General features: G+C 72.4%; 19 protein-coding genes and 1 pseudogene. 15 read left to right on the forward strand and 5 right to left on the reverse strand.

Annotation, left to right across the window (positions count from 1 at the left end; translation table 11 throughout):
• Positions 1-14 precede the first annotated feature (14 nt).
• The 5 genes from lpdA to ACIHAA_RS15120 all read left to right on the forward strand — a co-directional run bounded on the left by lpdA (position 15) and on the right by ACIHAA_RS15120 (position 7,918).
• Complete coding sequence (gene lpdA, locus ACIHAA_RS15100) at positions 15-1,403, forward strand: dihydrolipoyl dehydrogenase (RefSeq protein ID WP_399817021.1); 1,389 nt, start codon at positions 15-17, stop codon at positions 1,401-1,403.
• Positions 1,404-1,506: 103 nt separating this feature from the next.
• Positions 1,507-3,321, forward strand: coding sequence for a 2-oxoglutarate dehydrogenase, E2 component, dihydrolipoamide succinyltransferase (sucB, locus tag ACIHAA_RS15105; protein ID WP_399817023.1), 1,815 nt, complete (start codon positions 1,507-1,509; stop codon positions 3,319-3,321).
• A gap of 222 nt (positions 3,322-3,543) precedes the next feature.
• Positions 3,544-4,167: a GntR family transcriptional regulator gene (locus tag ACIHAA_RS15110; RefSeq protein ID WP_399817025.1), complete on the forward strand. Its 624-nt coding sequence runs from the start codon at positions 3,544-3,546 to the stop codon at positions 4,165-4,167.
• Between the two features lie 327 nt (positions 4,168-4,494).
• The gene (aceE, locus tag ACIHAA_RS15115; RefSeq protein WP_399817027.1) at positions 4,495-7,197 is read left to right on the forward strand and encodes a pyruvate dehydrogenase (acetyl-transferring), homodimeric type; all 2,703 of its coding nucleotides are present in this window, start codon (positions 4,495-4,497) and stop codon (positions 7,195-7,197) included.
• 202 nt (positions 7,198-7,399) lie between these two features.
• Positions 7,400-7,918 (forward strand): DUF4240 domain-containing protein, encoded by a 519-nt coding sequence (locus tag ACIHAA_RS15120; RefSeq protein WP_399817421.1) that lies wholly within the window; start codon positions 7,400-7,402, stop codon positions 7,916-7,918.
• Here ACIHAA_RS15120 and ACIHAA_RS15125 read toward each other — a convergent pair.
• Positions 7,908-8,756, reverse strand: a complete 849-nt coding sequence (locus ACIHAA_RS15125; protein WP_399817029.1) for a peptidoglycan recognition protein — start codon at positions 8,754-8,756, stop codon at positions 7,908-7,910. The two genes, ACIHAA_RS15120 and ACIHAA_RS15125, sit on opposite strands and share 11 nt — an antisense overlap.
• Before the next feature lie 184 nt (positions 8,757-8,940).
• On the opposite strand from ACIHAA_RS15125, the gene ACIHAA_RS15130 reads away from it, so the two are divergent.
• On the forward strand, positions 8,941-10,134 hold the full coding sequence (locus tag ACIHAA_RS15130) for a MarP family serine protease (protein WP_399817030.1): 1,194 nt from the start codon (positions 8,941-8,943) through the stop codon (positions 10,132-10,134).
• Positions 10,135-10,202: 68 nt separating this feature from the next.
• Here the strand turns inward: ACIHAA_RS15130 and ACIHAA_RS15135 are convergent, their stop codons facing one another.
• Positions 10,203-10,691 carry a GNAT family N-acetyltransferase gene (locus ACIHAA_RS15135; RefSeq protein ID WP_399817032.1) on the reverse strand — a complete coding sequence of 163 codons (489 nt, stop codon included), beginning with the start codon at positions 10,689-10,691 and terminating at the stop codon, positions 10,203-10,205.
• A 93-nt stretch (positions 10,692-10,784) separates the two neighbouring features.
• On the opposite strand from ACIHAA_RS15135, the gene ACIHAA_RS15140 reads away from it, so the two are divergent.
• Entirely contained in the window at positions 10,785-11,687 is a 903-nt protein-coding gene (locus tag ACIHAA_RS15140) for a TIGR01777 family oxidoreductase (protein ID WP_399817034.1), read from the forward strand.
• A gap of 208 nt (positions 11,688-11,895) precedes the next feature.
• Positions 11,896-13,332, forward strand: coding sequence for an NAD(P)/FAD-dependent oxidoreductase (locus ACIHAA_RS15145; protein ID WP_399817036.1), 1,437 nt, complete (start codon positions 11,896-11,898; stop codon positions 13,330-13,332).
• Between the two features lie 3 nt (positions 13,333-13,335).
• On the opposite strand, the gene ACIHAA_RS15150 is transcribed toward ACIHAA_RS15145, so the two are convergent.
• On the reverse strand, positions 13,336-14,808 hold the full coding sequence (locus ACIHAA_RS15150) for a regulator (RefSeq protein ID WP_399817037.1): 1,473 nt from the start codon (positions 14,806-14,808) through the stop codon (positions 13,336-13,338).
• Positions 14,809-15,107: 299 nt separating this feature from the next.
• Between ACIHAA_RS15150 and lipB the strand changes: the two genes are divergently transcribed.
• From lipB to ACIHAA_RS15170, 4 genes are all read left to right on the forward strand, one after another.
• Positions 15,108-15,905: a lipoyl(octanoyl) transferase LipB gene (lipB, locus tag ACIHAA_RS15155; RefSeq protein ID WP_399817039.1), complete on the forward strand. Its 798-nt coding sequence runs from the start codon at positions 15,108-15,110 to the stop codon at positions 15,903-15,905.
• Between the two features lie 134 nt (positions 15,906-16,039).
• Positions 16,040-17,005 (forward strand): lipoyl synthase, encoded by a 966-nt coding sequence (lipA, locus tag ACIHAA_RS15160; RefSeq protein WP_399817041.1) that lies wholly within the window; start codon positions 16,040-16,042, stop codon positions 17,003-17,005.
• 339 nt (positions 17,006-17,344) lie between these two features.
• A complete protein-coding gene (locus tag ACIHAA_RS15165; RefSeq protein WP_399817043.1) occupies positions 17,345-17,551 on the forward strand; it encodes a hypothetical protein in 207 nt (68 codons plus the stop codon).
• Between the two features lie 124 nt (positions 17,552-17,675).
• Positions 17,676-18,374, forward strand: coding sequence for a DUF4191 domain-containing protein (locus ACIHAA_RS15170; RefSeq protein ID WP_399817045.1), 699 nt, complete (start codon positions 17,676-17,678; stop codon positions 18,372-18,374).
• A gap of 189 nt (positions 18,375-18,563) precedes the next feature.
• Here ACIHAA_RS15170 and ACIHAA_RS15175 read toward each other — a convergent pair whose 3' ends face one another.
• A complete protein-coding gene (locus ACIHAA_RS15175) occupies positions 18,564-19,031 on the reverse strand; it encodes an RDD family protein (protein WP_399817047.1) in 468 nt (155 codons plus the stop codon).
• 199 nt (positions 19,032-19,230) lie between these two features.
• On the opposite strand from ACIHAA_RS15175, the gene glnA reads away from it, so the two are divergent.
• The 3 genes and pseudogenes from glnA to ACIHAA_RS15190 all read left to right on the forward strand — a co-directional run.
• Positions 19,231-20,640: a type I glutamate--ammonia ligase gene (glnA, locus tag ACIHAA_RS15180; protein WP_399817049.1), complete on the forward strand. Its 1,410-nt coding sequence runs from the start codon at positions 19,231-19,233 to the stop codon at positions 20,638-20,640.
• A gap of 198 nt (positions 20,641-20,838) precedes the next feature.
• A complete protein-coding gene (htpX, locus tag ACIHAA_RS15185; protein ID WP_399817051.1) occupies positions 20,839-21,759 on the forward strand; it encodes a zinc metalloprotease HtpX in 921 nt (306 codons plus the stop codon).
• 85 nt (positions 21,760-21,844) lie between these two features.
• Positions 21,845-22,459: pseudogene (locus ACIHAA_RS15190) on the forward strand (hypothetical protein); the annotation flags it as partial.
• Between the two features lie 236 nt (positions 22,460-22,695).
• Here the strand turns inward: ACIHAA_RS15190 and ACIHAA_RS15195 are convergent.
• Complete coding sequence (locus tag ACIHAA_RS15195; protein ID WP_399817053.1) at positions 22,696-22,971, reverse strand: hypothetical protein; 276 nt, start codon at positions 22,969-22,971, stop codon at positions 22,696-22,698.
• Between the last annotated feature and the right edge of the window lie 473 nt (positions 22,972-23,444).

Below are 23,444 nucleotides of genomic sequence, written 5' to 3' on the forward strand. Positions count from 1 at the left end.
ATGGAGGACGTGACGTGGCGAACGACGCCAGCACCGTTTTCGACCTAGTGATCCTCGGCGGTGGCAGCGGTGGTTACGCCGCGGCGCTGCGCGGGGCGCAGCTGGGCCTGGACGTCGCCCTGATCGAGAAGGACAAGGTCGGCGGCACCTGCCTGCACCGGGGCTGCATCCCCACCAAGGCCCTGCTGCACGCGGGCGAGATCGCCGACCAGGCCCGCGAGAGCGAGCAGTTCGGTGTCAAGGCCACCTTCGAGGGCATCGACGTCCCGGCCGTCCACAAGTACAAGGACGAGGTCATCTCGGGCCTGTACAAGGGCCTCCAGGGCCTGGTCGCCTCCCGCAAGGTGACCTACATCGAGGGCGAGGGGCGGCTGTCCTCCCCCACCTCCGTCGATGTCAACGGCCAGCGCGTCCAGGGCCGCCACGTCCTCCTGGCGACCGGTTCCGTGCCGAAGTCGCTGCCGGGTCTGGAGATCGACGGCAACCGCATCATCTCCTCGGACCACGCCCTCGTCCTGGACCGCGTGCCCAAGTCCGCGATCATCCTGGGCGGCGGCGTCATCGGCGTCGAGTTCGCCTCCGCCTGGAAGTCCTTCGGTGCCGATGTCACCGTCGTCGAGGGTCTGAAGCACCTCGTCCCGGTCGAGGACGAGAACTCCTCCAAGCTTCTCGAGCGCGCCTTCCGCAAGCGCGGCATCAAGTTCAGCCTGGGCACCTTCTTCCAGAAGGCCGAGTACACCCAGGACGGTGTCAAGGTCACCCTCGCCGACGGCAAGGAGTTCGAGGCCGAGGTCCTCCTCGTCGCCGTCGGCCGCGGCCCGGTCTCCCAGAACCTGGGCTACGAGGAGGCCGGTGTCGCCATGGACCGCGGCTACGTCCTCGTCGACGAGTACATGCGCACCAACGTCCCGACCGTCTCCGCCGTCGGTGACCTGGTCCCGACCCTCCAGCTCGCGCACGTCGGCTTCGCCGAGGGCATCCTGGTGGCAGAGCGGCTGGCCGGTCTGAAGACCGTCCCGATCGACTACGACGGTGTGCCGCGCGTGACGTACTGCCACCCCGAGGTCGCCTCCGTCGGCATCACCGAGGCCAAGGCCAAGGAGATCTACGGCGCGGACAAGGTCGTCGCTCTCAAGTACAACCTGGCGGGCAACGGCAAGAGCAAGATCCTCAAGACCGCGGGCGAGATCAAGCTCGTCCAGGTCAAGGACGGTGCCGTGGTCGGCGTCCACATGGTCGGCGACCGCATGGGCGAGCAGGTCGGCGAGGCCCAGCTGATCTACAACTGGGAGGCGCTGCCGGCCGAGGTGGCCCAGCTCATCCACGCCCACCCGACGCAGAACGAGGCACTCGGCGAGGCCCACCTGGCCCTGGCCGGCAAGCCGCTCCACTCCCACGACTGACGCCTTCGGTCTCCGGACGCGACGACACAGACTTCCGCTTCCCCCGGTCCCCGACCCCCCCTCGGACCGGGGGAGACCCCATCCGTAAGGAGCAACCGAAACCATGTCGGTTTCCGTAACCCTTCCGGCGCTCGGTGAAAGCGTCACCGAGGGCACCGTCACCCGCTGGCTGAAGGCCGAGGGCGAGCGTGTCGAGGCCGACGAGCCGCTGCTCGAGGTCTCGACCGACAAGGTCGACACCGAGATCCCCGCGCCCGCCGCCGGTGTGCTGACCTCCATCAAGGTCGCCGAGGACGAGACCGTCGAGGTCGGCGCCGAGCTGGCCGTCATCGACGACGGCACCGGCGCCCCCGCCGCGGCCCCGGCCGCCGCCGAGGCTCCCGCCCCGGCCGCCGAGCCCGAGCCCGCCCCCGCCGCCGAGGAGGCCCCGGCCGCCGCCCCGGCGCCCGCCGCCGAGGAGGCCCCGGCCGGTGGCGCCGAGGGCACGGACGTGGTCCTGCCCGCGCTGGGCGAGTCGGTCACCGAGGGCACCGTCACCCGCTGGCTGAAGTCGGTCGGCGACTCCGTCGAGGCCGATGAGCCGCTGCTCGAGGTCTCCACGGACAAGGTCGACACCGAGATCCCCGCGCCCTCCGCGGGCGTGCTCCTGGAGATCGTGGTCGGCGAGGACGAGACCGCCGAGGTCGGCGCCAAGCTCGCCGTCATCGGCCAGCCCGGTGCCGCCCCCGCCGCCGCCCCGGCCCCGGCCACCCCGGAGCCCGCCGCTGCCGCCCCGGCCCCGGCCACCCCGGAGCCCGCCGCTGCCGCCCCGGCTCCGGCCGCACCCGCTGCCCCGGCTCCGGCTCCGGCTCCGGCTCCGGCCGCACCCGCTGCCCCGGCCGCGCCCGCGGCCCCCGCCGCTGCCGCCCCGGCTCCGGCCGCGCCCGCCGCCCCGGCCGCGGCGCCCGCCCCGGTCACCCCGGCCCCGGCGGCCCCCGCCGCCCAGGCCACCGACGAGGGCGCCTACGTGACCCCGCTGGTGCGCAAGCTCGCCGCCGAGAACGGCGTCGACCTGTCCGGCGTCAAGGGCACCGGCGTCGGCGGCCGCATCCGCAAGCAGGACGTCATCGCCGCCGCCGAGGCCGCGAAGGCTGCCGCCCCGGCTCCCGCCGCGGCCCCGGCCGCCGCCAAGAAGGCCCCGGCCCTGGAGGCGTCCCCGCTGCGCGGCCAGACCGTGAAGATGCCGCGGATCCGCAAGGTCATCGGCGACAACATGGTCAAGGCCCTGCACGAGCAGGCCCAGCTGTCCTCGGTGGTCGAGGTCGACGTGACCCGCCTGATGCGCCTGCGCGCCCAGGCGAAGGACTCCTTCGCCGCCCGTGAGGGCGTCAAGCTCTCCCCGATGCCGTTCTTCGTGAAGGCGGCGGCCCAGGCGCTGAAGGCCCACCCGGTCATCAACGCCCGGATCAACGAGGCCGAGGGCACGATCACCTACTTCGACTCCGAGAGCGTCGGAATCGCGGTGGACTCCGAGAAGGGCCTGATGACCCCGGTCATCAAGCACGCCGGCGACCTCAACATCGCGGGCATCGCCAAGGCCACGGCGGAGCTGGCGGGCAAGGTCCGCGCCAACAAGATCACTCCGGACGAGCTGTCCGGCGCGACCTTCACCATCTCCAACACCGGTTCGCGCGGCGCCCTGTTCGACACGATCATCGTGCCGCCGAACCAGGTCGCGATCCTCGGCATCGGTGCCACGGTCAAGCGTCCGGCCGTCATCGAGACCGAGGAGGGCACGGTCATCGGCGTCCGCGACATGACCTACCTGACCCTCTCCTACGACCACCGCCTGGTGGACGGCGCCGACGCCGCCCGCTACCTGAGCGCGGTCAAGGCGATCCTCGAGGCCGGTGAGTTCGAGGTCGAGCTGGGCCTCTGACCGGGATCACAGACGAGGTCCCGGCGGACCTCCGAGCCACCGACAGGTGACCCGTTCCACGGCGCCCCCGTCCGGAATCTCCGGGCGGGGGCGGCCGCGTTTGTGCGCCCCCGCGCTGTGTAAGCCTCGTCTCACCTGCGGGAAAGCCCCCTCATGCGCCCTTCCCCCAGCGGCCGTCAGCCGTATTGTCTACACGTCGAACGCCCCGACTGAGGAGCCCTCATGACCGCGCCCGTCGTCCACTCGCTGCGCGAACAGATCCGCGAGCACATCGTGGAGGGGATCGTCAGCGGGCGCTGGAAGCCGGGCGAGCGGATCGTGGAGCGGCGGATCGCCACGGAGCTGGAGGTCAGCCAGACACCGGTGCGGGAGGCGCTGCGGGAGCTGGAGTCGCTGCGGCTGATCGAGTCGGCGCCCAACAAGGGCGTGCGGGTGCGCAATCTGACGGCCGCCGACCTGGAGGAGAGCTATCCCGTCAGGGCCGGTCTGGAGGCCATCGCGGCGGAGCTGGCGGCCGGGCGGCTGGCGGAGGACTGCTCGGCCCTGGAGCCGCACGTCACCGCCCTCTACGAGGCGGACCGCAGGGCGGACGGCACCGGCCAGGTGCGGCACACGGTCGCCTTCCACCGGGAGCTGGTGCGGGCGGCCGGGAACTCGGTGCTGCTGCACACCTGGGAGGGCCTGGGCATCGAGGTCTTCACGGCCCTGTCGATCCGCTGGCTGGGGACGGTGCAGCAGTCGTACGCCGAGGAGCACGAGGAGCTGGTGGCGGCGTTCCAGCGGCGTGACCCGAGGATCGCGGAGATCGTGAAGGCCCATGTCCTGGGGTGTGCCCCGCGGCCCTAGGGCCTCTGTCCCGGGGTGCGCCCCGCGGCCCCAGGGCCTCGTTTCCGACCCCGGCGGGAGCACCGGAGCCCTCCCCCGCGCGGACGCCCGCCACCTGCGAAAACAACGGGAAAAGGCGACACTCGGTGTCTTGTTCCAAGGCACCGCGTGCCTATTTTCGCGAAAAGAAGACCTTTTGGCCCCCTTCCCTTTGATCGATCATCGATCAGGGAGTTACAGTCGCCGACGGACTTCCACCGAAGTCCACCGCCCTGTCCTGCCAAAGACCAAGGGCACCCCCGACCCTTACCGATGAGGGCACCCCCTTCGACTGAGGAAGGCGGCGACATGACCGACCCCCAGGCCATCCAGCCGAGCGAGCTCGACCAGCTCCCGGACCGCGACCCCGAGGAGACCGCCGAGTGGCGGGCCTCCCTGGACGCCGTCACCAAGGCGGCCGGGCCGCACCGTGCCGCATACCTGATGCGCCGCACGCTGGAACGCGCCGAGGGCAACGGCATCGCGCTGCCCAAGCTGCTCGAGACCGACTACGTCAACAGCATCCCGACCGCCGCCGAGCCCGAGATGCCCGGCGACCCGGAGATGGAAGCCCGGATCACCGCCTGGAACCGCTGGAACGCGGCCGCGATGGTCACCCGGGGCAGCAAGCACGGCGTCGGCGGCCACATCGCCACCTTCGCCTCGGCCGCCTGGCTCTACGAGACCGGCTTCAACCACTTCTTCCAGGGCAAGGAGCGCGACGGCTCCGGCGACCAGCTCTACATCCAGGGCCACGCCTCCCCCGGCATCTACGCCCGTGCCTTCCTCGACGGACGGCTGACCGAGCACCACCTGGACAACTTCCGCCAGGAGGCGGGCGGCAACGGCCTGCCCTCCTACCCGCACCCGCGGCGGCTGCCCTGGCTGTGGGAGTTCCCCACGGTCTCCATGGGCCTCGGCCCGCTGTCGGCGATCTACCAGGCGCGCTTCAACCGGTACCTCAGCAACCGCGGCATCAAGGACCTCTCGGCGTCCCACGTCTGGGCCTTCCTCGGCGACGGCGAGATGGACGAGCCGGAGTCCACGGCGGCCCTCGCGCTCGCCGCCCGTGAGGAGCTGGACAACCTCACCTTCGTCATCAACTGCAACCTCCAGCGCCTGGACGGCCCGGTCCGCGCCAACTTCAAGATCGTGCAGGAGCTGGAGGCCCAGTTCCGCGGTGCGGGCTGGAACGTGGTCAAGACGCTGTGGGGCGGTGCCTGGGACGAGCTGTTCGCCCTCGACACCACGGGCGCGCTGGTCCGCCGGCTGCGCGAGGTGCCGGACGCGCAGGTCCAGACGTACCAGACCCGCGACGCCGCCTACATCCGCGAGGACTTCTTCGGCAAGGACCCGGCGCTCGCCGAGCTGGCGAAGCTGCTGAGCGACGACAAGATCCTCGACTGCTTCCACTTCTCGCGCGGCGGCCACGAGCCCCGCAAGGTCTACGCCGCCTACCGCGCCGCGGTCCGGCACAAGGGCGCCCCGACGGTGATCCTGGCGCAGACCGTCAAGGGCCACACCCTCGGCGAGGGCTTCGCGTCGAAGAACGCCAACCACCAGATGAAGAAGCTGACGGTGGACGAGTTCAAGGCGATGCGCGACCTGCTCCAGCTGCCGATCCCGGACGAGCGCTTCGCCGACGGCGTGGTGCCCTACGGCCACCCGGGCGCCGACTCCCCCGAGGTCCGCTACCTCCAGGAGCGCCGCGCGGCCCTCGGCGGCCCGGCCCCGGCCCGCCGTACGCACGCGCTCGCCCCGCTGCCCGCGCCCGCCGAGAAGGCCTTCGCCGCCTTCGACAAGGGCTCCGGCTCGCAGAGCATGGCGACCACCATGGCCTTCGTCCGCCTGATCAAGGACCTGGTCCGCGACCGGGAGACCGGCAAGCGCTGGGTGCCGATCGTCCCCGACGAGGCGCGCACCTTCGGCATGGAGTCGCTCTTCCCGTCCCTCGGCATCTACTCGCCGAAGGGCCAGACGTACGAGCCGGTCGACCGCGACCAGCTGATGTACTACAAGGAGGCCAAGAACGGCCAGATCCTCAACGAGGGGATCACCGAGGCCGGTTCGATGGCCGACTTCATCGCCGCTTCGACGTCGTACGCGACGCACGGCGAGGCGATGATCCCGTTCTACATCTTCTACTCGATGTTCGGCTGGCAGCGCACCGCCGACCAGATGTGGCAGCTCGGCGACCAGCTGGGCCGCGGCTTCCTGATCGGCGCCACCGCGGGCCGGACCACGCTGACCGGTGAGGGCCTCCAGCACGCCGACGGGCACTCCCCGGTGATCGCGGCCACCAACCCGGCCGCGCTGACCTACGACCCGGCCTTCGCCTACGAGATCGCCGTGATCGTCAAGGACGGTCTGCGCCGGATGTACGGGGAGGCGGCGCCGGGCGAGGACCCGAACGTCTTCTACTACCTCACGGTCTACAACGAGCCCCTGCCGCAGCCGGCGAAGCCGTCGGGCCTCGGTATCGACGAGGCCATCGTCAAGGGCCTGTACCGCTTCAACACGGCGGAGTCGGCGGGCCTGAGCCCCGCGGCCAACGCCCCGCGCATCCAGCTGCTGGGCTCCGGCACGGCGATCCACTGGACCCTTCAGGCGCAGCGGATGCTCGCCGAGGACTGGGGTGTCGCGGCGGACGTGTGGTCGGCGACGTCCTGGGGCGAGCTGCGCCGGGACGCCCTGGAGGCGGACGCGGCGCTGCTGCGGGGCGAGGAGCGGGTGCCGTACATCCGGCAGGCGCTCCAGAGCGCCGAGGGCCCGGTCCTCGCGGTCTCCGACTACATGCGCCAGGTCCCGGACCAGATCGCGCAGTGGGTGGAGCAGGACTGGTCCTCGCTGGGCGCCGACGGCTTCGGCCTGTCGGACACCCGTGACGCCGCCCGCCGCCACTTCGGGGTGGACGCCCCGTCGATCGTGGTCGCGGCCCTCGCCCAGCTCGCCCGGCGCGGCGAGGTCCAGGCGACGGCCGTCAAGGAGGCCCGGGAGAAGTACGGCCTGTAAGGGCCGCTGAGGCGGTGGTACGAAGGGGCACGGCGAACGCCGTGCCCCTTCGCCGTGTACGCCCGATGCCCGGTCCTGCGCCGCGCCGCGCGGGGCCGTGCTCCGGGCGCGGAAGGGCCGTGGGCGGGCGGTTCGGCGCACCCCGGCGTTTCCCGGTACTCCGCGTGCGTCCCACCGGCCGAGGGCCGATGCTGGTCCAGTGATGGACGAGACGGAGTTCTGGGAGCTGGTGGACGCGAGCCGCGAGGCCGCGGAGGGCGACCCCGACGAGCAGGCCGACCAGCTCGTCGAGCGGTTGCTCGGACGGGACCCGGACACCGTGCTGGACTTCGCCCGCCACTTCGAGTGGCGCTACAACCGGTCCTACCGCTGGGACCTGTGGGGCGCCGCCTGGGTGCTGCTCGACGGGGCGAGCGACGACGCGTTCGACTTCTTCCGGTGCTGGCTGATCGGCCAGGGGCGGGAGGTCTTCGAGGGGGCCCTGCACGACCCGGACTCGCTCGCCGGGCTCCTGGCGGACTTCGACGAGGAGGTCGACGGGGACGGCGAGGAGCTGGGCTATGCCGCGGACGAGGCCTATGAGCAGCTCACCGGGACCGTGGCGCCCGACCTGGGTATTCCGCCCGCGCCGTCCGAGCCGGAGGGGGCCCCCTTCGACCTGGAGGACGAGTCGGCGCTCGCCCTGCGCTATCCGCGGCTGTGGGAGCGCTTCAGGGAATGATCGGCGCCCGCACCGGCACGGGCCGCCGTAGCGGGTCGGGTCTGCCCTGGAGGCGGGCCGCCCGCTCCCGGATCGCGGGCAGCAGGGCGCTGAGGGCCGCGCCGGGGCAGCTGGTGGCAAAGCCGTCCCGGTGGCCCGCGAGGGCGGGCAGCAGGACGGCGGTGCCCGCCCTGTAGCGGCTCCTGCCGTTGCTGGACAGAAGCCGGACCGTGCTGCGGGGGTCGATGTCGGCGAGGCCGAGTTTCCACGCCGCCAGGGCGGCGATGGCATCGGTCATGGCGCGGGGCACGGGGACGCCCGCCGTGAAGGTGCCGATGGCGGCGATGCCCGCGGTGCGGTGGTTGAAGCCCTGGGTGTGAGCGCCGGTGACCGGGCGCTCGACGCCGCCCGCGCGGCCCTCGTAGACCTTGCCGCAGCGGTCGACGAGGAAGTTGTAGCCGATGTCGTCCCACCGGCGGTGGCCCGTCTGGCCCGCGTACAGCGATCTGATGATGCGGGGCGTGTCGGCGCACTGGTAGCGGTTGGACGAGTCGGTGTGGTGTACGAAGACCGCGACGACCTTGTCGTCGTAGCGTGGCGGCGGCTGGTCGGGGCCGGCCCCGTGCGCCCAGGCCGTGCGGGGCACGATGCGCGGCCTGGGCGCCTGGTGCAGCACGGCGGACCGGACCTCGACCGGGTGCGGGGCGAGGACGGCCACCGTCCGCCCCACCCGGGCCGGGCAGGTCGCCAGGGTGAAGGAGGCGGCGAATCCGGGCAGACAGCCGAGCAGCAGCAGGGCGGTGCCCGGGACCCGTACGCGCCCCGGGCGCACCGACCCGGCTCGTGGCAGGACACGCATGGCCCCACTCTCGGCCGGTCCGGGCGCCCGCGCGATGTGCGCTGTGCCACCTGGCGGAACCAATGCCCCGGTCCGGGACGTTTTTACAGGTCGACGTGCGTGGCCGTCATCCGGCGCCGCCGCGCTCGGCTGATCACTGGGCCCCTGCGGCGCGTATTCAGGGGTCCTAGAGAAAGGCGGCTTCGTGGATCTGCTCGACCTCCTGCTGATGCTCGTCATCCTGACGTACGCGGCTTCCGGCTACCGGCGCGGTCTGCTGGCGGGCTGTGTCTCGCTGGCCGGCTTCGTGGGCGGGGCCGTCCTCGGTGTGTGGATCCTTCCGTGGGTGATGCACCTGGTGACCCGGGGGACGACGGGGGCGACGGTGACCGCGGTGTTCACCGTGCTGGTCCCGGCGGTGCTGGGCCATGAGCTGGCGGGGCGCCTCGCGCTGCGGCTGCGGCGGGAGCTGGACCGGGCGGGCCGGGGGCCGCTCCGGGTCGCCGACGGGATCGGCGGGGCCGCGGCCAACACGCTGGCCGTGCTGCTGGTGGCGTGGGTGGCCGCGAGTGTGCTGGGCGCCTCCTCCTCCCCGCTGGTCACGGAGGCGATCCGGGACTCGCGGCTGCTGGGCTCCGTGCAGAAGGTGATGCCGGACACCACTCCGGTGTGGTTCTCGCGGGCCACCAACGCGCTCACCGAGGCCGGTTTCCCCCAGGTCTTCAACCCGTTCGAGAACGAGCCGACGGCCGGGGTGGCCAAGCCCTCGGGGGACGACGTCACCCCGAGCGCGACGAACGCCGCCAAGCTCAGCACGGTGAAGATCGAGGGCGCGTCGGGCACCGAGGGCCGGGAGGGCAGCGGTTTCGTCTACGCGGACCGGCATGTGATGACCAACGCCCATGTGGTGGCGGGCATCGACCACCCGGTGGTCCGGATCGGCGGTGTCGGCGCGGCGTACCCGGCCCGGGTGGTGCTCTTCGACCCGGACCGGGACGTGGCGGTGCTGTACGTGCCCCAGCTGCGCGCGCCGGTGCTGCGTTTCGACGGCGCGGCCAAGCGCAGTGACGCGGCCGTGGTGGCGGGCTATCCGGAGGACGGGGACCTCACCCTGCGGGCGGCCACGGTGGCGAACCGGATCCGGGCCACGGGCCAGAACATCTACAGCTCGGCCACCGTCACCCGGGACATCTACTCGATCCGCTCGACGGTGCTGCCGGGCAATTCCGGCGGCCCTCTGCTGACCACGGACGGCAGGGTCTACGGCGTGGTCTTCGCCCGCTCCACCTCGGACCCGGAGACGGGCTATGTGCTGACGGCGGACGAGGTCGCGGGCGACGCGGCGCGCGGGGCGACGGCCACGGATCCGGTGGACACGGGCAACCTCGTCACCCCCTGAGCCCCGGCCCGCGGGAGCCCCGCGCCCACGGCGCGGGGCTGCTCAGCAGCCGATCGGAAAGCGGCCGCTCACAGGAAGCGGCCCATGAGCACGTCGTCGACGTACGTGCCGTCCAGCAGGAACTCCTCGGGCAGCACGCCCTCCACGGTGAACCCCTCGGACTCGTACAGCCGCCGGGCCGGGGTGTTGTGGCCGAGGACGCGAAGGGTCAGGCGCCGGGCTCCGCGCCGTGCGGCCTCCTCCCGGGCGGCCCGCAGCAGCGCCCGTCCGACCCCCGCGCCGCGGGCCTCGTCGGCGACGGCGAGGCCCTGGATCTGCCGGACGTGCGCATTGCACTCCAGCGGTGTCGGATAGCCGAGCCGGAGGTAGCCGGCCACGGTGCCGCCGAGTTCGGCGACCAGATGGTCGCCCGGTCCGAAACGCGCGGTGAAGAAGGGGTCGTACGGCGCCTCGGGGCGCGGCTGGACGGAGTGCAGCGGTGACCAGATGGCGCGGTCGAGGCGGCCGAGCGCGTCCTCGTCGCCGAAGGTGGCCAGGCGTATGTACGGAACGGGCATGGGGGTCACTGTACGGCCGGGGCGCGGGAATCCGTCCGGTGTCTTCCGGGTCGCCGGACGGGTCGGCGGGGGCGTGCGGGGCAGGATGGGCGCATGGAACGTTCCCGAATCGCCGTGGCCGGTGCGTCCGGTCTGATCGGCAGTGCCCTGGTGCGATCGCTGGCCGCGGACGGACACGAGGTGGTGCGTCTGGTGCGGCGCGCGGCCCGGGGGGAGGACGAGGTCTGCTGGGACCCGGAGGGGCAGTACATCGACGCGGCGGGGCTGATCGGGTGCCGGGCGGTGGTGAATCTGGCCGGTGCGGGCATCGGCGACCGCCGCTGGACGGACGAGTACAAGAAGACGCTCCGGGACAGCCGGGTGCTGGGCACGGCGGCACTGGCGGAGGCGGTGGCCTCGCTGGCCGAGCCGCCGCGGGTGTTCGTGAGCGGCAGCGCGGTCGGCTTCTACGGCGAGACCGGGGACCGGGCGGTCGACGAGACGGCGCCGCCCGGGGACGGTTTTCTGCCGTCACTGTGCGTGGAGTGGGAGGAGGCGGCGGCGCCCGCGCAGGAGGCGGGGGTGCGGACGGTGTTCGCGCGGACCGGCCTGGTGGTGGCCCGTGAGGGCGGGGCCTGGGAGCGGCTGTTCCCGCTCTTCCGGGCGGGGCTGGGCGGCCGCATGGGGGACGGGCGCCAGTACTGGTCGTACATCGCGCTGCACGACGAGGTGGCGGCGCTGCGCCATCTCATCGACCGCGAGGACCTGTCCGGCCCGTTCAATCTGACGGCCCCCGAGCCGCTGACGAATCGTCAGATCACGGACGCCATGGGCCGGGTGCTGCACCGCCCGGCGCTCTTCCCGGTGCCCGCGGCCGCGCTGCGGCTGGCCCTCGGCGAGATGTCCGGGGACGTGCTGGGCAGTGCGCGGGTGGTGCCGAAGCGGCTACTGGAGTCGGGGTTCTCCTTTGCGTTCCCGGGGATCGAGGAGGCGCTGCGGGCCGCCCTGGAGCAGTAGAGAACGGTGCGTGCGCGGTGGCCACCGGGGTACGAGGGGCAGGGCATTGCCAAATTTGACCGTATGCGACCACCGTGCGACCGTGCTCTGCCGATGCGCGACTTTATCTGACCGTTCGCGGATCTACGCTCGATCCGAACTCGGGTATCTCCCACGGCAGTTGGGGGCATGACGTCTCCACCGGCCGCACAACCTCGAGGAGGGGCACGTGCTACAGCCCGTGTATCAGGCGGACGTCGTCATCGTGGGGGCCGGGGTCGCCGGTCTCGCGGCGGCCCACCGGCTGACCAGCGCAGGAGTCTCCACCGCGGTCCTGGAGGCCGCCCCGTACGTCGGCGGACGCATGTCGACCGAGAAGATCGACGGCTTCCGGCTCGACCGGATCGGACAGCTCCTGTCCACCGCGTACCCCGAACTCGGCCTGACGCCGGGTCTTGACCATCTTGTCCTGCGCCCCTTCGCACCGGAGGTCCTGGTGCACAGCGAGGGGCGCCACCACCGCGCGGGAGGCGCCGTTGCGGCAGGCGGCGCGGGAGGCGCACGGACCGCGCTCAGCGCTGTGCGTGCCCTGGCCGCCGCCCCGCGCGCGGCGTCCGTTCCCCGGCCGGGACAGGGCACGGGCCCGGCCCGTACGGCCCGCTCCCTGACGCCGGGTCCCCGCGGCACCCGCCCGTCGGCGGCGGGCGCCCGCCCGGCCGGGGCCCCGCTGGGCGGCGCCCTCGACCAGGCCCGGCTGGGTGCGGCCCTGTCCCGGATCGCCGCGACCCCGCTGGACCGGCTGCTGTCCCGGCCCGAGTCGGATGCCGGGCAGGCGCTCACCGCGCGCGGGATCCCCGCCCGCACCGTGGAGGGCTTTCTGCGCCCGCTGCTCGCGGCCCTGCTGTGCGACCCGGAACTGACCATGTCCAGCCGCTGCGCCGATCTCGCGCTGCACGCCTTCGCGAGCGGCCGCCTGTGCCTGCCGGAGGGCGGCGCGGAGATGCTGCCGGAGCTGCTGGCCCGGGCGCTGCCGTCGGGCACCGTGCACACCGGGGTCCGCGTCACCTCCATCTCCACCACCTCGGTGACCACCGCGGAACACGGCGAACTGCGCTGCCAGGCCGTCCTGCTGGCCACCGACGCCTCCGCCGCCGCCGAACTGCTGCCGGGGCTGCGGGTGCCGGACTTCCACCCCGTCACCGTCGTCCACCACACCATGGAGGAACCCCCGGCGACCGGGGACGCGCTGCTGCTCGACGCGGACCGCGACGGCCCGGTGGCCCACTCGGCGGTGGTCAGCGCGGTGGACCCGTCCCGGGCACCCGCGGGCCGCGCCCTGGTCTCCTCCACGGTCCTCGGCACACCCCCCGAGGACGTGGACGGTGCCGTACGGGCCCATCTGGCGCGGCTCTACGGCACCTCGACCGGGCGCTGGGAGACGCTCGCCGTGCACCACACCGCGCGGGCCGTACCCGCGATGCGGCCGCCGCACGATCTGCGCCGCCCGGTGCGGCTGCTGGCCGGGCTGTACGTCTGCGGCGACCACCGGGACACCAGTACGGTCCAGGGCGCGCTGCACTCCGGCCGCCGGGCCGCGGCCGCGCTCCTCACCGACCTGGGCACGGGCCCGACCCGGCTGGCGGACCCGCTGCCCACGGCGGCCTGAGGCTCAGCTCAGCGCGGCCACCTTGTCGCGGTACCCGCGCACGGGTGCCGCGTCCCGGTACGGCTCCAGCCGCCGTTCGAAGTCCCGTACGTACTCCACCGCCCGCACCGACCGCATCTCGGAGGCCTGTCCGGCGGCCTCGGCCGCCAGCTGGCAGGCGAGGTCCAGCTCACCGAGGCCGAGCCGGGCCGTGGCGAGCACCACCCGGCAGAACAGCCGGCTGCGGGCGTAGCCGGGCGCCCGCAGCTGGAGCGAGCGCTCGGCGTGCTGGACCGCGGCCCGGTACTGCTGGAGGTCCCGGTGGCAGTGCCCGAACTCGTCGGCGAGCTGCGCCTCGTCGAAGAACCGGACCCAGTGGGGCACCTCGTCGCCCGGCCGGGCGGACTCCAGCGCCCGCTCGGCCCGCACCAGCGAGGCGGTGCAGGCGCGCACCTCGCCGAGCACCCCGTGGCCGCGCGCCTCCACGGAGTGCAGCAGCGCCTGGATGACGGGCGGCGCGGTGGTGCCCACGCCCTGCTGGGCCACGCGGGCCAGCTGGACGGCCTCGCGCCCGTGGCCCAGATAGACGGCCTGGCGGCTCATGGTGATCAGCACATAGGCCCCGTACATCCGGTCGCCCGCCGCCTGGGCGAGCCGCAGCGCCTGGACGAAGTACCGCTGGGCGAGCCCGTGCGCCCCGATGTCGTACGAGGTCCAGCCCGCGAGCCGGGTCAGATCGGCGGCGGCGGCGAACAGCCGTCGGCCGGTCTGCTCGCCGTAGGTGCCGCGGAGCATCGGCTCCGCCTCGTGCTCCAGATAGCGCACCAGCGCCTGGCGGGCGTGGCCCCCGCCGTAGGCGTGGTCGAGGGCCCGGAACAGCTCGCCGACCGAGCGGAGCGCGGCGATGTCCCCGCCGGTGACCTTCTGGCCGGGTCCGCGCTCGGCCTGGCCGCGGCGGCGCGCGGACGCCCCGGCTTCGAGCACGGTCGAGAACCTGGGGGGCGCGGGGCGGCCCTGGGCGGGGACCCGGGCGGCCATCTCACCGCGGCTCACCCGGTCGTCGGCCCGGCCGATGAGCCAGTCCCGGCTGGGCACCACGAGCCCGGCCGGGGTGAAGGCGATCTTGCGCAGCTCGGCATGGCTGCCGGAGTCCTTGCGCCACAGACCGCTGACGATGTCCACGGCCTCCTCCGGGGTGGCGGCGAACTCCAGGCCCGCGTAGACCGGGGCGCAGGCGTCCAGGCCGAGGTCCTGTGCGGTGAGCCGCCGTCCGAGGCGGCGGGTGAACACCTCGGCGATGAGAGCGGGGGTGGTGCCGCGCGGCTGCTGGCCGCGCAGCCACCGGGTCACCGACGTCTTGTCGTATCTGAGGTCGAGCCCGTGTTCGAGACCCAGCTGGTCGACGCGACGGGCGAGACCGGCGTTGGAGAACCCCGCTTCTGCGATGAGCGCGGCGAGCTGTCGGTTGGGGGTGCGCTGCGCGGGTCGTTCCGTCATCTGCGGTGCGGTCTCCTGCCTTCCGGGCACCGCCACCGGCCGCCGGAAAGACCTGGTTAGGCCTTCCGGGTCCCGCGGTACCCGCATTTCCTTGGTGAGCAGCCCTGATGGCCTCATGGACGGCGCGAATGTAGCGGAGAGTGAGCGGGTGATCGCAGAGTTCCGGGGGCATTCATCCGATCGTGTGAGGATTGCCCGGTCCGGCTGACGAGCCACCGGAGGGTTCCGCCGCCCGGCCGGGACGTACAGTGGCGTGGGCGCCTTTCGCGCCTTACGAAGCTTCGAGGGAGGCGCTTGCCGTGAGTGAGCTGCGGTTCGTCCGTTTGGGGTTCGGGGCCGAGGCCGTCGAGTACCGGGAAGCCTGGGACGAGCAGCGCCGGGTGCACGCCGCCCGCTTCGCGGACGAGATTCCCGACACCTGCCTGCTCCTGGAGCACCCCCCGGTCTACACGGCCGGACGGCGCACGGCTCCCGAGGAGCGCCCCCTGGACGGCACCCCGGTTGTCGACGTGGACCGCGGCGGCAAGATCACCTGGCACGGCCCGGGGCAGCTGGTGGGCTACCCCATCCAGAAGCTGCCCCGCCCGGTCGACGTCGTCGCCCATGTGCGCCGCCTGGAAGAGGCCCTCATCCGCACCTGCGCGGACTTCGGCCTGGAGACCACCCGGGTCGAGGGCCGCAGCGGCGTCTGGGTCCTCGGCGACCCGGTGGAGCAGCGCCCGGCCCTCGGCGGGCTCTCCCTGGACTTCGACCCGCGACTGGCCGACGAGGAGTTCGACCCCCGGCTCAACGGTCCGGAGTACGCGCCCTCCAACGCCGGCCAGCGCCGGGAGGACCGCAAGATCGCAGCGATCGGCATCCGGGTCGCCAAGGGCGTCACCATGCACGGCTTCGCCCTGAACGTGAACCCCGACAACGTGTGGTTCGACCGGATCATCCCCTGCGGGATCCGGGACGCGGGCGTCACCTCGCTGGCGAACGAGCTGGGCCGGGACGTGACCATCGCGGAGGTGCTGCCGGTGGTGGAGCGCCACCTCAAGGACGTCCTGGAGAACGCAGAGCTGAGGCCGCGGGAGGTCGAGAAGGCGTCGGCCTGACCGTCGCCCTGGCCTCCGGCGGGGAATGCACCCCCTCTGCCGGAGGTTGGCCCACACACGGAGCCGCACACATCACGGGCGTACGCTGTGTACGCCGAAGAATCGAAGTCTACGCAGACAGGCAGGGAGCCGACGTGTCCGCAGTCGCACCCGACGGACGCAAGATGCTGCGCCTGGAGGTCCGCAACAGCCAGACCCCCATCGAGCGCAAGCCCGAGTGGATCAAGACCCGGGCGAAAATGGGTCCCGAGTACACGAAGATGCAGAACCTCGTGAAGAGCGAGGGCCTGCACACGGTCTGCCAGGAAGCCGGCTGCCCCAACATCTACGAGTGCTGGGAGGACCGCGAGGCCACCTTCCTCATCGGCGGTGACCAGTGCACCCGGCGCTGCGACTTCTGCCAGATCGACACCGGCAAGCCCGAGGCGCTGGACCGCGACGAGCCCCGCCGCGTCGGCGAGTCCGTGGTCACCATGGACCTGAACTACGCCACCATCACCGGTGTCGCCCGTGACGACCTGGAGGACGGCGGCGCCTGGCTGTACGCGGAGACGGTGCGCCAGATCCACGCGCAGACGGCGGACCGCGAGGGCGGCCGGACCAAGGTGGAGCTGCTCGCCCCCGACTTCAACGCGATCCCCGAGCAGCTCGCGGAGGTCTTCTCCGCCCGCCCCGAGGTCTTCGCGCACAACGTCGAGACCGTGCCGCGGATCTTCAAGCGCATCCGCCCCGGCTTCCGCTACGAGCGCTCCCTGAAGGTCATCACCGAGGCCCGCGACTACGGCCTGGTGACCAAGTCCAACCTGATCCTCGGCATGGGCGAGACCCGCGAGGAGGTCAGCGAGGCGCTGACGCAGCTGCACGAGGCGGGCTGCGAGCTGGTCACCATCACCCAGTACCTGCGCCCCTCCGTGCGCCACCACCCCGTGGAGCGCTGGGTCAAGCCGCACGAGTTCGTGGAGCTGAAGGAGGAGGCCGAGCAGATCGGCTTCTCCGGTGTGATGTCCGGCCCGCTGGTCCGCTCCTCGTACCGCGCCGGACGGCTGTACCAGATGGCCGTGGAGAAGCGCGGCACGTACATCGCCTCGCAGGCGGTGTGACACCGCGCGGGCTGACACCGTCCTCGCAGGCAGCGTGACGCCCGTCCGCACCTGCCGACGACACCCGGTTCACACCCGGGCGATGGCACCCCGTGCCACTTTTCGGGTGTGAATCCGCACACAAGCGACTACTCTCCGGCAGCGGCCGGTGGACGCGGTCCCGACCGTCCCCGCAGCGTGCGGGGCCGTCAGGGCCGCGTCAGGCTTTTGGCGGCTCATATCAAGGTTTCATTGGCGTTTGACCGGTCGGTCACGCCCTGGTAACACCAAACAGTGACGCTGGACTCACACCACGTACAACTCCTGTCCGAGCCGCCGACCCCAGGGGGGACCTCCACCATGCAGGCCGCGCCCGTACGCGCCACCGCCATCCCGTCCTTCACCGATGCACTCCGTGCCATCGAATCGCTGCTCATGAGCAGCGGCCAGCGCACCGCCCGCCAGAACGCCTGGACCTCCGTCCTGGAGGACCGCCGCCGCGCCAAGGACCGCGTCGAGGCGCAGCGCGTGTTCGACTCCGCGGCACCGTCCCGCATCCGCTCCTAGCGCGACCGGCCGCACTCCCCCGCACTCCCCGCCCGGCCCCGGAGCGTCCCCACCGCTCCCCCACCTCCCACCCACCCCGGCACTGCCGTCGTGGGCGCCTCCCGGGCCACGTAGACTTCGTGGCATGGCGAGGAAGGAACCGGCAGCGGACGCTGCGAACGCCGGGCGACTGAAGCAGATTGCCCTGACCTACAAGATGACCCGCAAGGCCGACCCCAAGATCGGTCTTGTACTCGCGGCTGTCGGAATCGTCACCTTCGGTGTCTTCCTCGCGATCGGCTTCTTGATCGGTCACCCCTACTATCTCGGCTTCTTCGGCCTCCTGCTCGCCTTCCTCGCGATGGCGATCGTCTTCGGACGCCGGGCCGAACGTGCCGCATTCGGGCAGATGGAGGGCCAGCCCGGCGCCGCCGCGGCGGTCCTGGACAACATCGGCCGCGGCTGGACCACCACTCCCGCGGTCGCGATGAACCGCAGCCAGGACGTGGTGCACCGCGCGGTCGGCAAGGCCGGGATCGTGCTGGTCGCCGAGGGCAACCCGAACCGGGTGAAGAGCCTGCTGGCCGCGGAGAAGAAGAAGATGGCCCGGATCGTCGCGGACGTGCCGGTGCACGACGTGGTCGTCGGTCAGGGCGACGGCCAGGTGGAGCTGAAGAAGCTCCGCACCACCATGCTGAAGTTCCCACGGGTGCTGAGTGGGCCGCAGGTGACCGCGACCAATGACCGGCTGCGGGCGCTGGGGGATCTGATGTCGAACATGCCGCTGCCGAAGGGGCCTTTGCCCAAGGGCATGCGGATGCCGCGGGGCGGTCGTCAGCGGTAGCGCCGACGCCGGCCTTGCGAGGTCTGGGCTTCGGGCCCCTGGAGAGCTGAGGTTCTCCGGGGGTCCCTTTTTTGCGCAGTTCCCCGCGCCCCTGAGGGGGTGGTCCTGCGGGGGTGATCGGGGAGTGCGGGCCGGTGGGGGGTGCTCGCGCAGTTCCCCGCGCCCCTTACGGGGCGCGGCCCCGGGGGGTCAGATGCGGACTTCCACCGTTTTGGCTACGCGGTCGTGGAGGCCGCGGCCGTCCCGGTCCCAGATCAGGGCGGGGATGGCCAGGCAGAGCAGGACCGTGCGGGTCAGGGTGCGCAGGGGGGCCACCCGGCCGGTGTCCACCCCGACGACCCGGATGCCGAACAGCCGCTTGCCGGGAGTGACGCCGATGGTGCCGACCGTCAGGACGCTCAGCACGAAGAAGATCAGCAGCGCCCAGTTCGGCGTGGCGGGGGTGTAGCCGTCCGTGATCAGGCCGTATGCGATCAGCACGCACAGGCCCCAGTCCACGGCCAGGGCGCCGATCCGGCGGCCCGGGCGGGCGATCGAGCCCGGCCCCTCCTCGGGCAGGCCCAGCTGCTCTCCCCGGTACCCGAAGTCCGCCCCGGCGTCTTCCATGGCCGCGCGGGGACCCGAGAGCCACGATCCGATTGCTTGCCTGTTGTCCACCCGACCACGGTACTGCGCCCGAATTCGGACACCGGAAGGTGGGGTACACGGACCACCAGCCGGTTAACCTGGGAGAAACAAACGGGTCACGCCCGAGAAATCCCTCGTCCCTATGGTCGGCTACAGCGTGTGCCACCGCACTGGCCGCACAAACGAACTACCACCCCGGCACGGACGGGCCGGGAGTAGGAGGAGCTGGATGTTCCAGAACGCCGACGAGGCCAAGAAGTTCATCGCGGACGAGGACGTCAAGTTCATCGACGTCCGCTTCTGCGACCTGCCGGGCGTCATGCAGCACTTCACGGTGCCCGTCGATGCGTTCGACCCGGACGAGGAGCTGGCCTTCGACGGATCTTCGATCCGTGGTTTCCAGGCCATTCACGAGTCCGACATGGCGCTGCGCGCGGACCTGTCGACCGCCCGGGTCGACCCCTTCCGCCGTGACAAGACGCTGAACATCAACTTCTTCATCCACGACCCGATCACGGGCGAGCAGTACTCCCGCGACCCGCGCAACGTGGCGAAGAAGGCCGAGGCCTACCTCGCCTCCACCGGGATCGCCGACACGGCCTACTTCGGTCCCGAGGCCGAGTTCTACGTCTTCGACAGCGTCCGCTTCGCGACCACCGCGAACGAGTCCTTCTACCACATCGACTCCGAGGCCGGGGCCTGGAACACCGGTGCCGTGGAGGACAACCGGGGCTACAAGGTCCGCTACAAGGGCGGCTACTTCCCGGTCCCGCCGGTCGACCACTTCGCCGACCTGCGCGCCGAGATCTCCCTCGAGCTGGAGAAGAACGGCCTGAAGGTCGAGCGCCAGCACCACGAGGTGGGCACCGCCGGCCAGGCCGAGATCAACTACAAGTTCAACACGCTGCTCGCCGCGGCCGACGACCTCCAGCTCTTCAAGTACATCGTGAAGAACGTCGCCTGGCGCAACGGCAAGACCGCGACCTTCATGCCGAAGCCGATCTTCGGCGACAACGGCTCGGGCATGCACGTCCACCAGTCGCTGTGGAGCAACGGCGACCCGCTGTTCTACGACGAGCAGGGCTACGCGGGCCTGTCGGACACCGCCCGCTACTACATCGGCGGCATCCTGCGGCACGCCCCCTCGCTGCTGGCCTTCACCAACCCGACGGTGAACTCGTACCACCGCCTGGTGCCGGGCTTCGAGGCGCCGGTCAACCTGGTGTACTCGCAGCGCAACCGCTCCGCCGCGATGCGTATCCCGATCACCGGCTCGAACCCGAAGGCCAAGCGCGTCGAGTTCCGTGCCCCGGACTCCTCCGGCAACCCGTACCTGGCCTTCTCGGCCCTGCTGCTCGCGGGCCTCGACGGCATCAAGAACAAGATCGAGCCGGCCGAGCCGATCGACAAGGACCTCTACGAGCTGGCCCCCGAGGAGCACGCGGGCGTCCCGCAGGTCCCGACCTCGCTCCCGGCGGTCCTGGACTCCCTGGAGGCCGACCACGAGTTCCTGCTCCAGGGCGACGTCTTCACGACCGACCTGATCGAGACGTGGGTCGACTTCAAGCGCACCAACGAGATCGCCCCCCTCCAGCTCCGCCCGCACCCGCACGAGTTCGAGCTGTACTTCGACGTGTGACAGACGCTTTTCCGTCTGTGTGTCGGGGCCGTCACCCTTCGGGGTGGCGGCTCCGCCGTGTTTCCGGGGGTGGACCGGGGCCGGGAAGGGTCCGGTAAGGGACTCTTTGCCTGCTGTGGTGCTGTTCGGGACCGGTTCATGGGCCGTGGGGGGCGCACAATGGGGGTGGGACGAGTGCCTGACTGCGGGGTGATGCAGATGCAGAGCCGTTTCCGGAGCGACCGGCGGCTGACCGTGCGGATGACGGTCACGCTGTTCCTGCTCGGGCTGCTGTACGTGGGCTTTGTGGCCGCGTTGATCGTATTGCTGAAGTCCTGGCTGCTGGTCGTCGTCCTGGTGGGCGCGATGTTCGTGGCGCAGTTCTGGTTCTCCGACCGGATCGCGCTGTTCGCCATGCACGGACGGGTCGTGGAGCGCGAGGAGTATCCCGAGCTGCACGCGGTGGTGGACCGGCTGTGCGCGATCGCGGACATGCCGAAGCCGGTGGTCGCCGTGTCCCAGATGGACATGCCGAACGCGTTCGCGACCGGGCGCAATCCCGACCATGCCGTGGTCTGTGTGACCACGGGCCTGCTGCGGCGGCTCGACCCCGCCGAGCTGGAGGGTGTCCTCGCGCACGAGCTGTCGCATGTGGCGCACAAGGACGTCGCCGTGATCACGGTCGCGTCGTTCCTCGGGGTGATCGCGGGTCTGATCGTGCGGTTCGCCTTCTACTCCCAGCTCTTCGGCGGCGGCCGCCGGGACCAGAACACCGCCGTCGTCTTCGCCGGTGTGCTGGGTGTCTCCGCGGCCGTGTACGCGATCAGCTTCCTGCTGATCCGGGCGCTGTCCCGGTACCGGGAGCTGGCGGCCGACCGGGCGGCGGCGCATCTGACCGGGCGCCCGTCGGCGCTGGCCTCCGCGCTCACCAAGGTCTCCGGGGAGATCGCCCGGATCCCGACCAAGGACCTGCGTACGGCGCAGGCCTTCAACGCCTTCTACTTCACCCCGGCGACCGGCAAGGAGCCCGGCATCGAGCGGTTCTTCTCCACCCACCCGACCTTGCAGCAGCGGCTTGAGCAGCTCGGCCGGATCTCCTCGGAGCTGGGCGAGGCGGCCACGCCCGGGAAGACCGGCTGAGCGGCCGGCGGGGGACGAGCGGGCCGGGGGGACAGTGGTGGTGGGTGGCGAGCGGGGCACGGGACCGCGGAAGGCGGGCTGAACATTGGGGCTGCTGGACATCCTGCTGGGCCGTACGAAGCCCGTCGCGCCCGATCTCGACCAGTTGTTCGCGCTGCCGTCGGCGGCCCTGACCCTGGAGGCGGCGGCCGGGTTCACGCCGACGGGCAGCGGCGCGGTGTGCTTCGCCACCGTGGAGGGCGCGGCCTTCGAGCAGACCCACCGGGAGGTCCAGGCGCTCCTGGACGCGGACACCGACCGCACGGGTCCGCCGGTGGAGCTGACGCGGGACGACTTCGGCTACTCCTGGCTGGTCTCCCGGCGCTCCCCCGGCCAACTGCCCGAGCTGGTCAACGATCTGCACGCGGTGAACAGCTCGATGGAGGTCAACGGCTTCGGGCCGCAGCTGCTGTGCTCGCTGGCCGGTTTCGAGTACGCGGACGGGGACGAGGAGGGCGGGGGCCGCCACGGGGGCGGCCCCCGCCGGAAGCTGGCCCTGGTCTATCTCTACAAGCGCGGCACCTTCTATCCCTTCGCCCCGCTCCCCGGCGGCGGTCAACGGCGGGACAACGCACTGGAGTTGCAGGTGAGGGCGGCGCTGGCGGGGGACCTCAGGATCGAGCAGGACCTGAGCCGCTGGTTCCCGCTGTGGGGGGGGCCCCCGCGGGGGGGCGGGGGGCCCCCGGGGGGCCCCCCCCCGGCCCCCCCCCCCCCCCCCCCCCCCCCCCCCCCCCCCCCCCCCCGCCGCCCGGGCGCGCGGGGGGGGGGGGGGGGGGGGGGGGTGGGTGTGGGTGGGGGGGGGGGGGGGGGGGGGCCCCCGCGGGGCCCCCCCCCCCCGGGGCGGGGGGCCGGGGGGGGGGGCCCCCCGGGGGGGGGGCGGGGGCCCGCCCCTGGGCCTCACCCGCTCTTCCCGCGCTCCTGGCGCCGGGTCTCGAAAGGGCGCTCACGGCGGTAGCGGCGCTCCCACTTGGCCTGCTGGTCGCGCCGTCGGCGGTACTGCTGGTAGGTGGCCGCCGAGCCCGGGGCGGCCCCCGCGCCCGGGGCCGCCGAGGACGAACGCCGTCCGTACTGGGCGTAGAGGAAGAGCAGGACGAGGGCGGCGAGCCACCAGGCGTGGTGGCCGAAACCCAGCAGGACGAGGACGACGATTCCGGCGATGACGATGGTGCCCATGACGGGACTCCGTGGCGTGGTGAGGGGTGGTGCCGACGCTTTCCGGCGGGGCCGCCGAGGGTGGGCGGCCGCCGGGGTGCGAGCAGCTCCCGCCCCGGTTCCGGTGCCTGGTCAACGGGCTGCACCGGCTCCGGGGAGCGGCGGGGGTGGCCGCGAGCGCACCTTCAGCGTAGGGAGGCGGTCACGGGCCGTGCATCTGCTTTTCGGCTGCCTGGCGCGGCCGTACGGGTTCCGGGGCTTCTACGCGGGCCGGGGGGTCGTGGGGCCCGGGCCGGTGCGGGGGCCGTAGGGGCCGGTGGGGCGGGGGCCCGTGCGGGTCGGGGGCCGCCCCGGGGGCCGGAGAGCACAGCGCGGGGCGAGGGTGCCGGTGACCGGGCGGAGAGCTCGGCAGGGGGCGTGGGAGGTGGTGCGGAAGTGCGGTTCGGCCGCCGTCGGGTTCGGTGGCGTGAGGCTCGGCGGCGTGGGGGTCGGTG

It is taken from the genome of Streptomyces sp. NPDC052040, from assembly GCF_044548405.1.
In the GTDB taxonomy this organism is placed as follows: Bacteria; Actinomycetota; Actinomycetes; order Streptomycetales; family Streptomycetaceae; genus Streptomyces.

What these genes read in the sequence shown, in the direction of transcription:
- sucB (WP_399817023.1), top strand. Translation starts at nt 1,507, where the DNA reads ATGTCGGTTTCCGTAACCCTTCCGGCGCTCGGTGAAAGCGTCACCGAG.
- ACIHAA_RS15110 (WP_399817025.1), top strand. Translation starts at nt 3,544, where the DNA reads ATGACCGCGCCCGTCGTCCACTCGCTGCGCGAACAGATCCGCGAGCAC.
- aceE (WP_399817027.1), top strand. Translation starts at nt 4,495, where the DNA reads ATGACCGACCCCCAGGCCATCCAGCCGAGCGAGCTCGACCAGCTCCCG.
- ACIHAA_RS15120 (WP_399817421.1), top strand. Translation starts at nt 7,400, where the DNA reads ATGGACGAGACGGAGTTCTGGGAGCTGGTGGACGCGAGCCGCGAGGCC.
- ACIHAA_RS15125 (WP_399817029.1), bottom strand. Translation starts at nt 8,756, where the DNA reads ATGCGTGTCCTGCCACGAGCCGGGTCGGTGCGCCCGGGGCGCGTACGG.
- ACIHAA_RS15135 (WP_399817032.1), bottom strand. Translation starts at nt 10,691, where the DNA reads ATGCCCGTTCCGTACATACGCCTGGCCACCTTCGGCGACGAGGACGCG.
- ACIHAA_RS15140 (WP_399817034.1), top strand. Translation starts at nt 10,785, where the DNA reads ATGGAACGTTCCCGAATCGCCGTGGCCGGTGCGTCCGGTCTGATCGGC.
- ACIHAA_RS15150 (WP_399817037.1), bottom strand. Translation starts at nt 14,808, where the DNA reads ATGACGGAACGACCCGCGCAGCGCACCCCCAACCGACAGCTCGCCGCG.
- ACIHAA_RS15165 (WP_399817043.1), top strand. Translation starts at nt 17,345, where the DNA reads ATGCAGGCCGCGCCCGTACGCGCCACCGCCATCCCGTCCTTCACCGAT.
- ACIHAA_RS15170 (WP_399817045.1), top strand. Translation starts at nt 17,676, where the DNA reads ATGGCGAGGAAGGAACCGGCAGCGGACGCTGCGAACGCCGGGCGACTG.
- glnA (WP_399817049.1), top strand. Translation starts at nt 19,231, where the DNA reads ATGTTCCAGAACGCCGACGAGGCCAAGAAGTTCATCGCGGACGAGGAC.
- htpX (WP_399817051.1), top strand. Translation starts at nt 20,839, where the DNA reads ATGCAGAGCCGTTTCCGGAGCGACCGGCGGCTGACCGTGCGGATGACG.
- ACIHAA_RS15195 (WP_399817053.1), bottom strand. Translation starts at nt 22,971, where the DNA reads ATGGGCACCATCGTCATCGCCGGAATCGTCGTCCTCGTCCTGCTGGGT.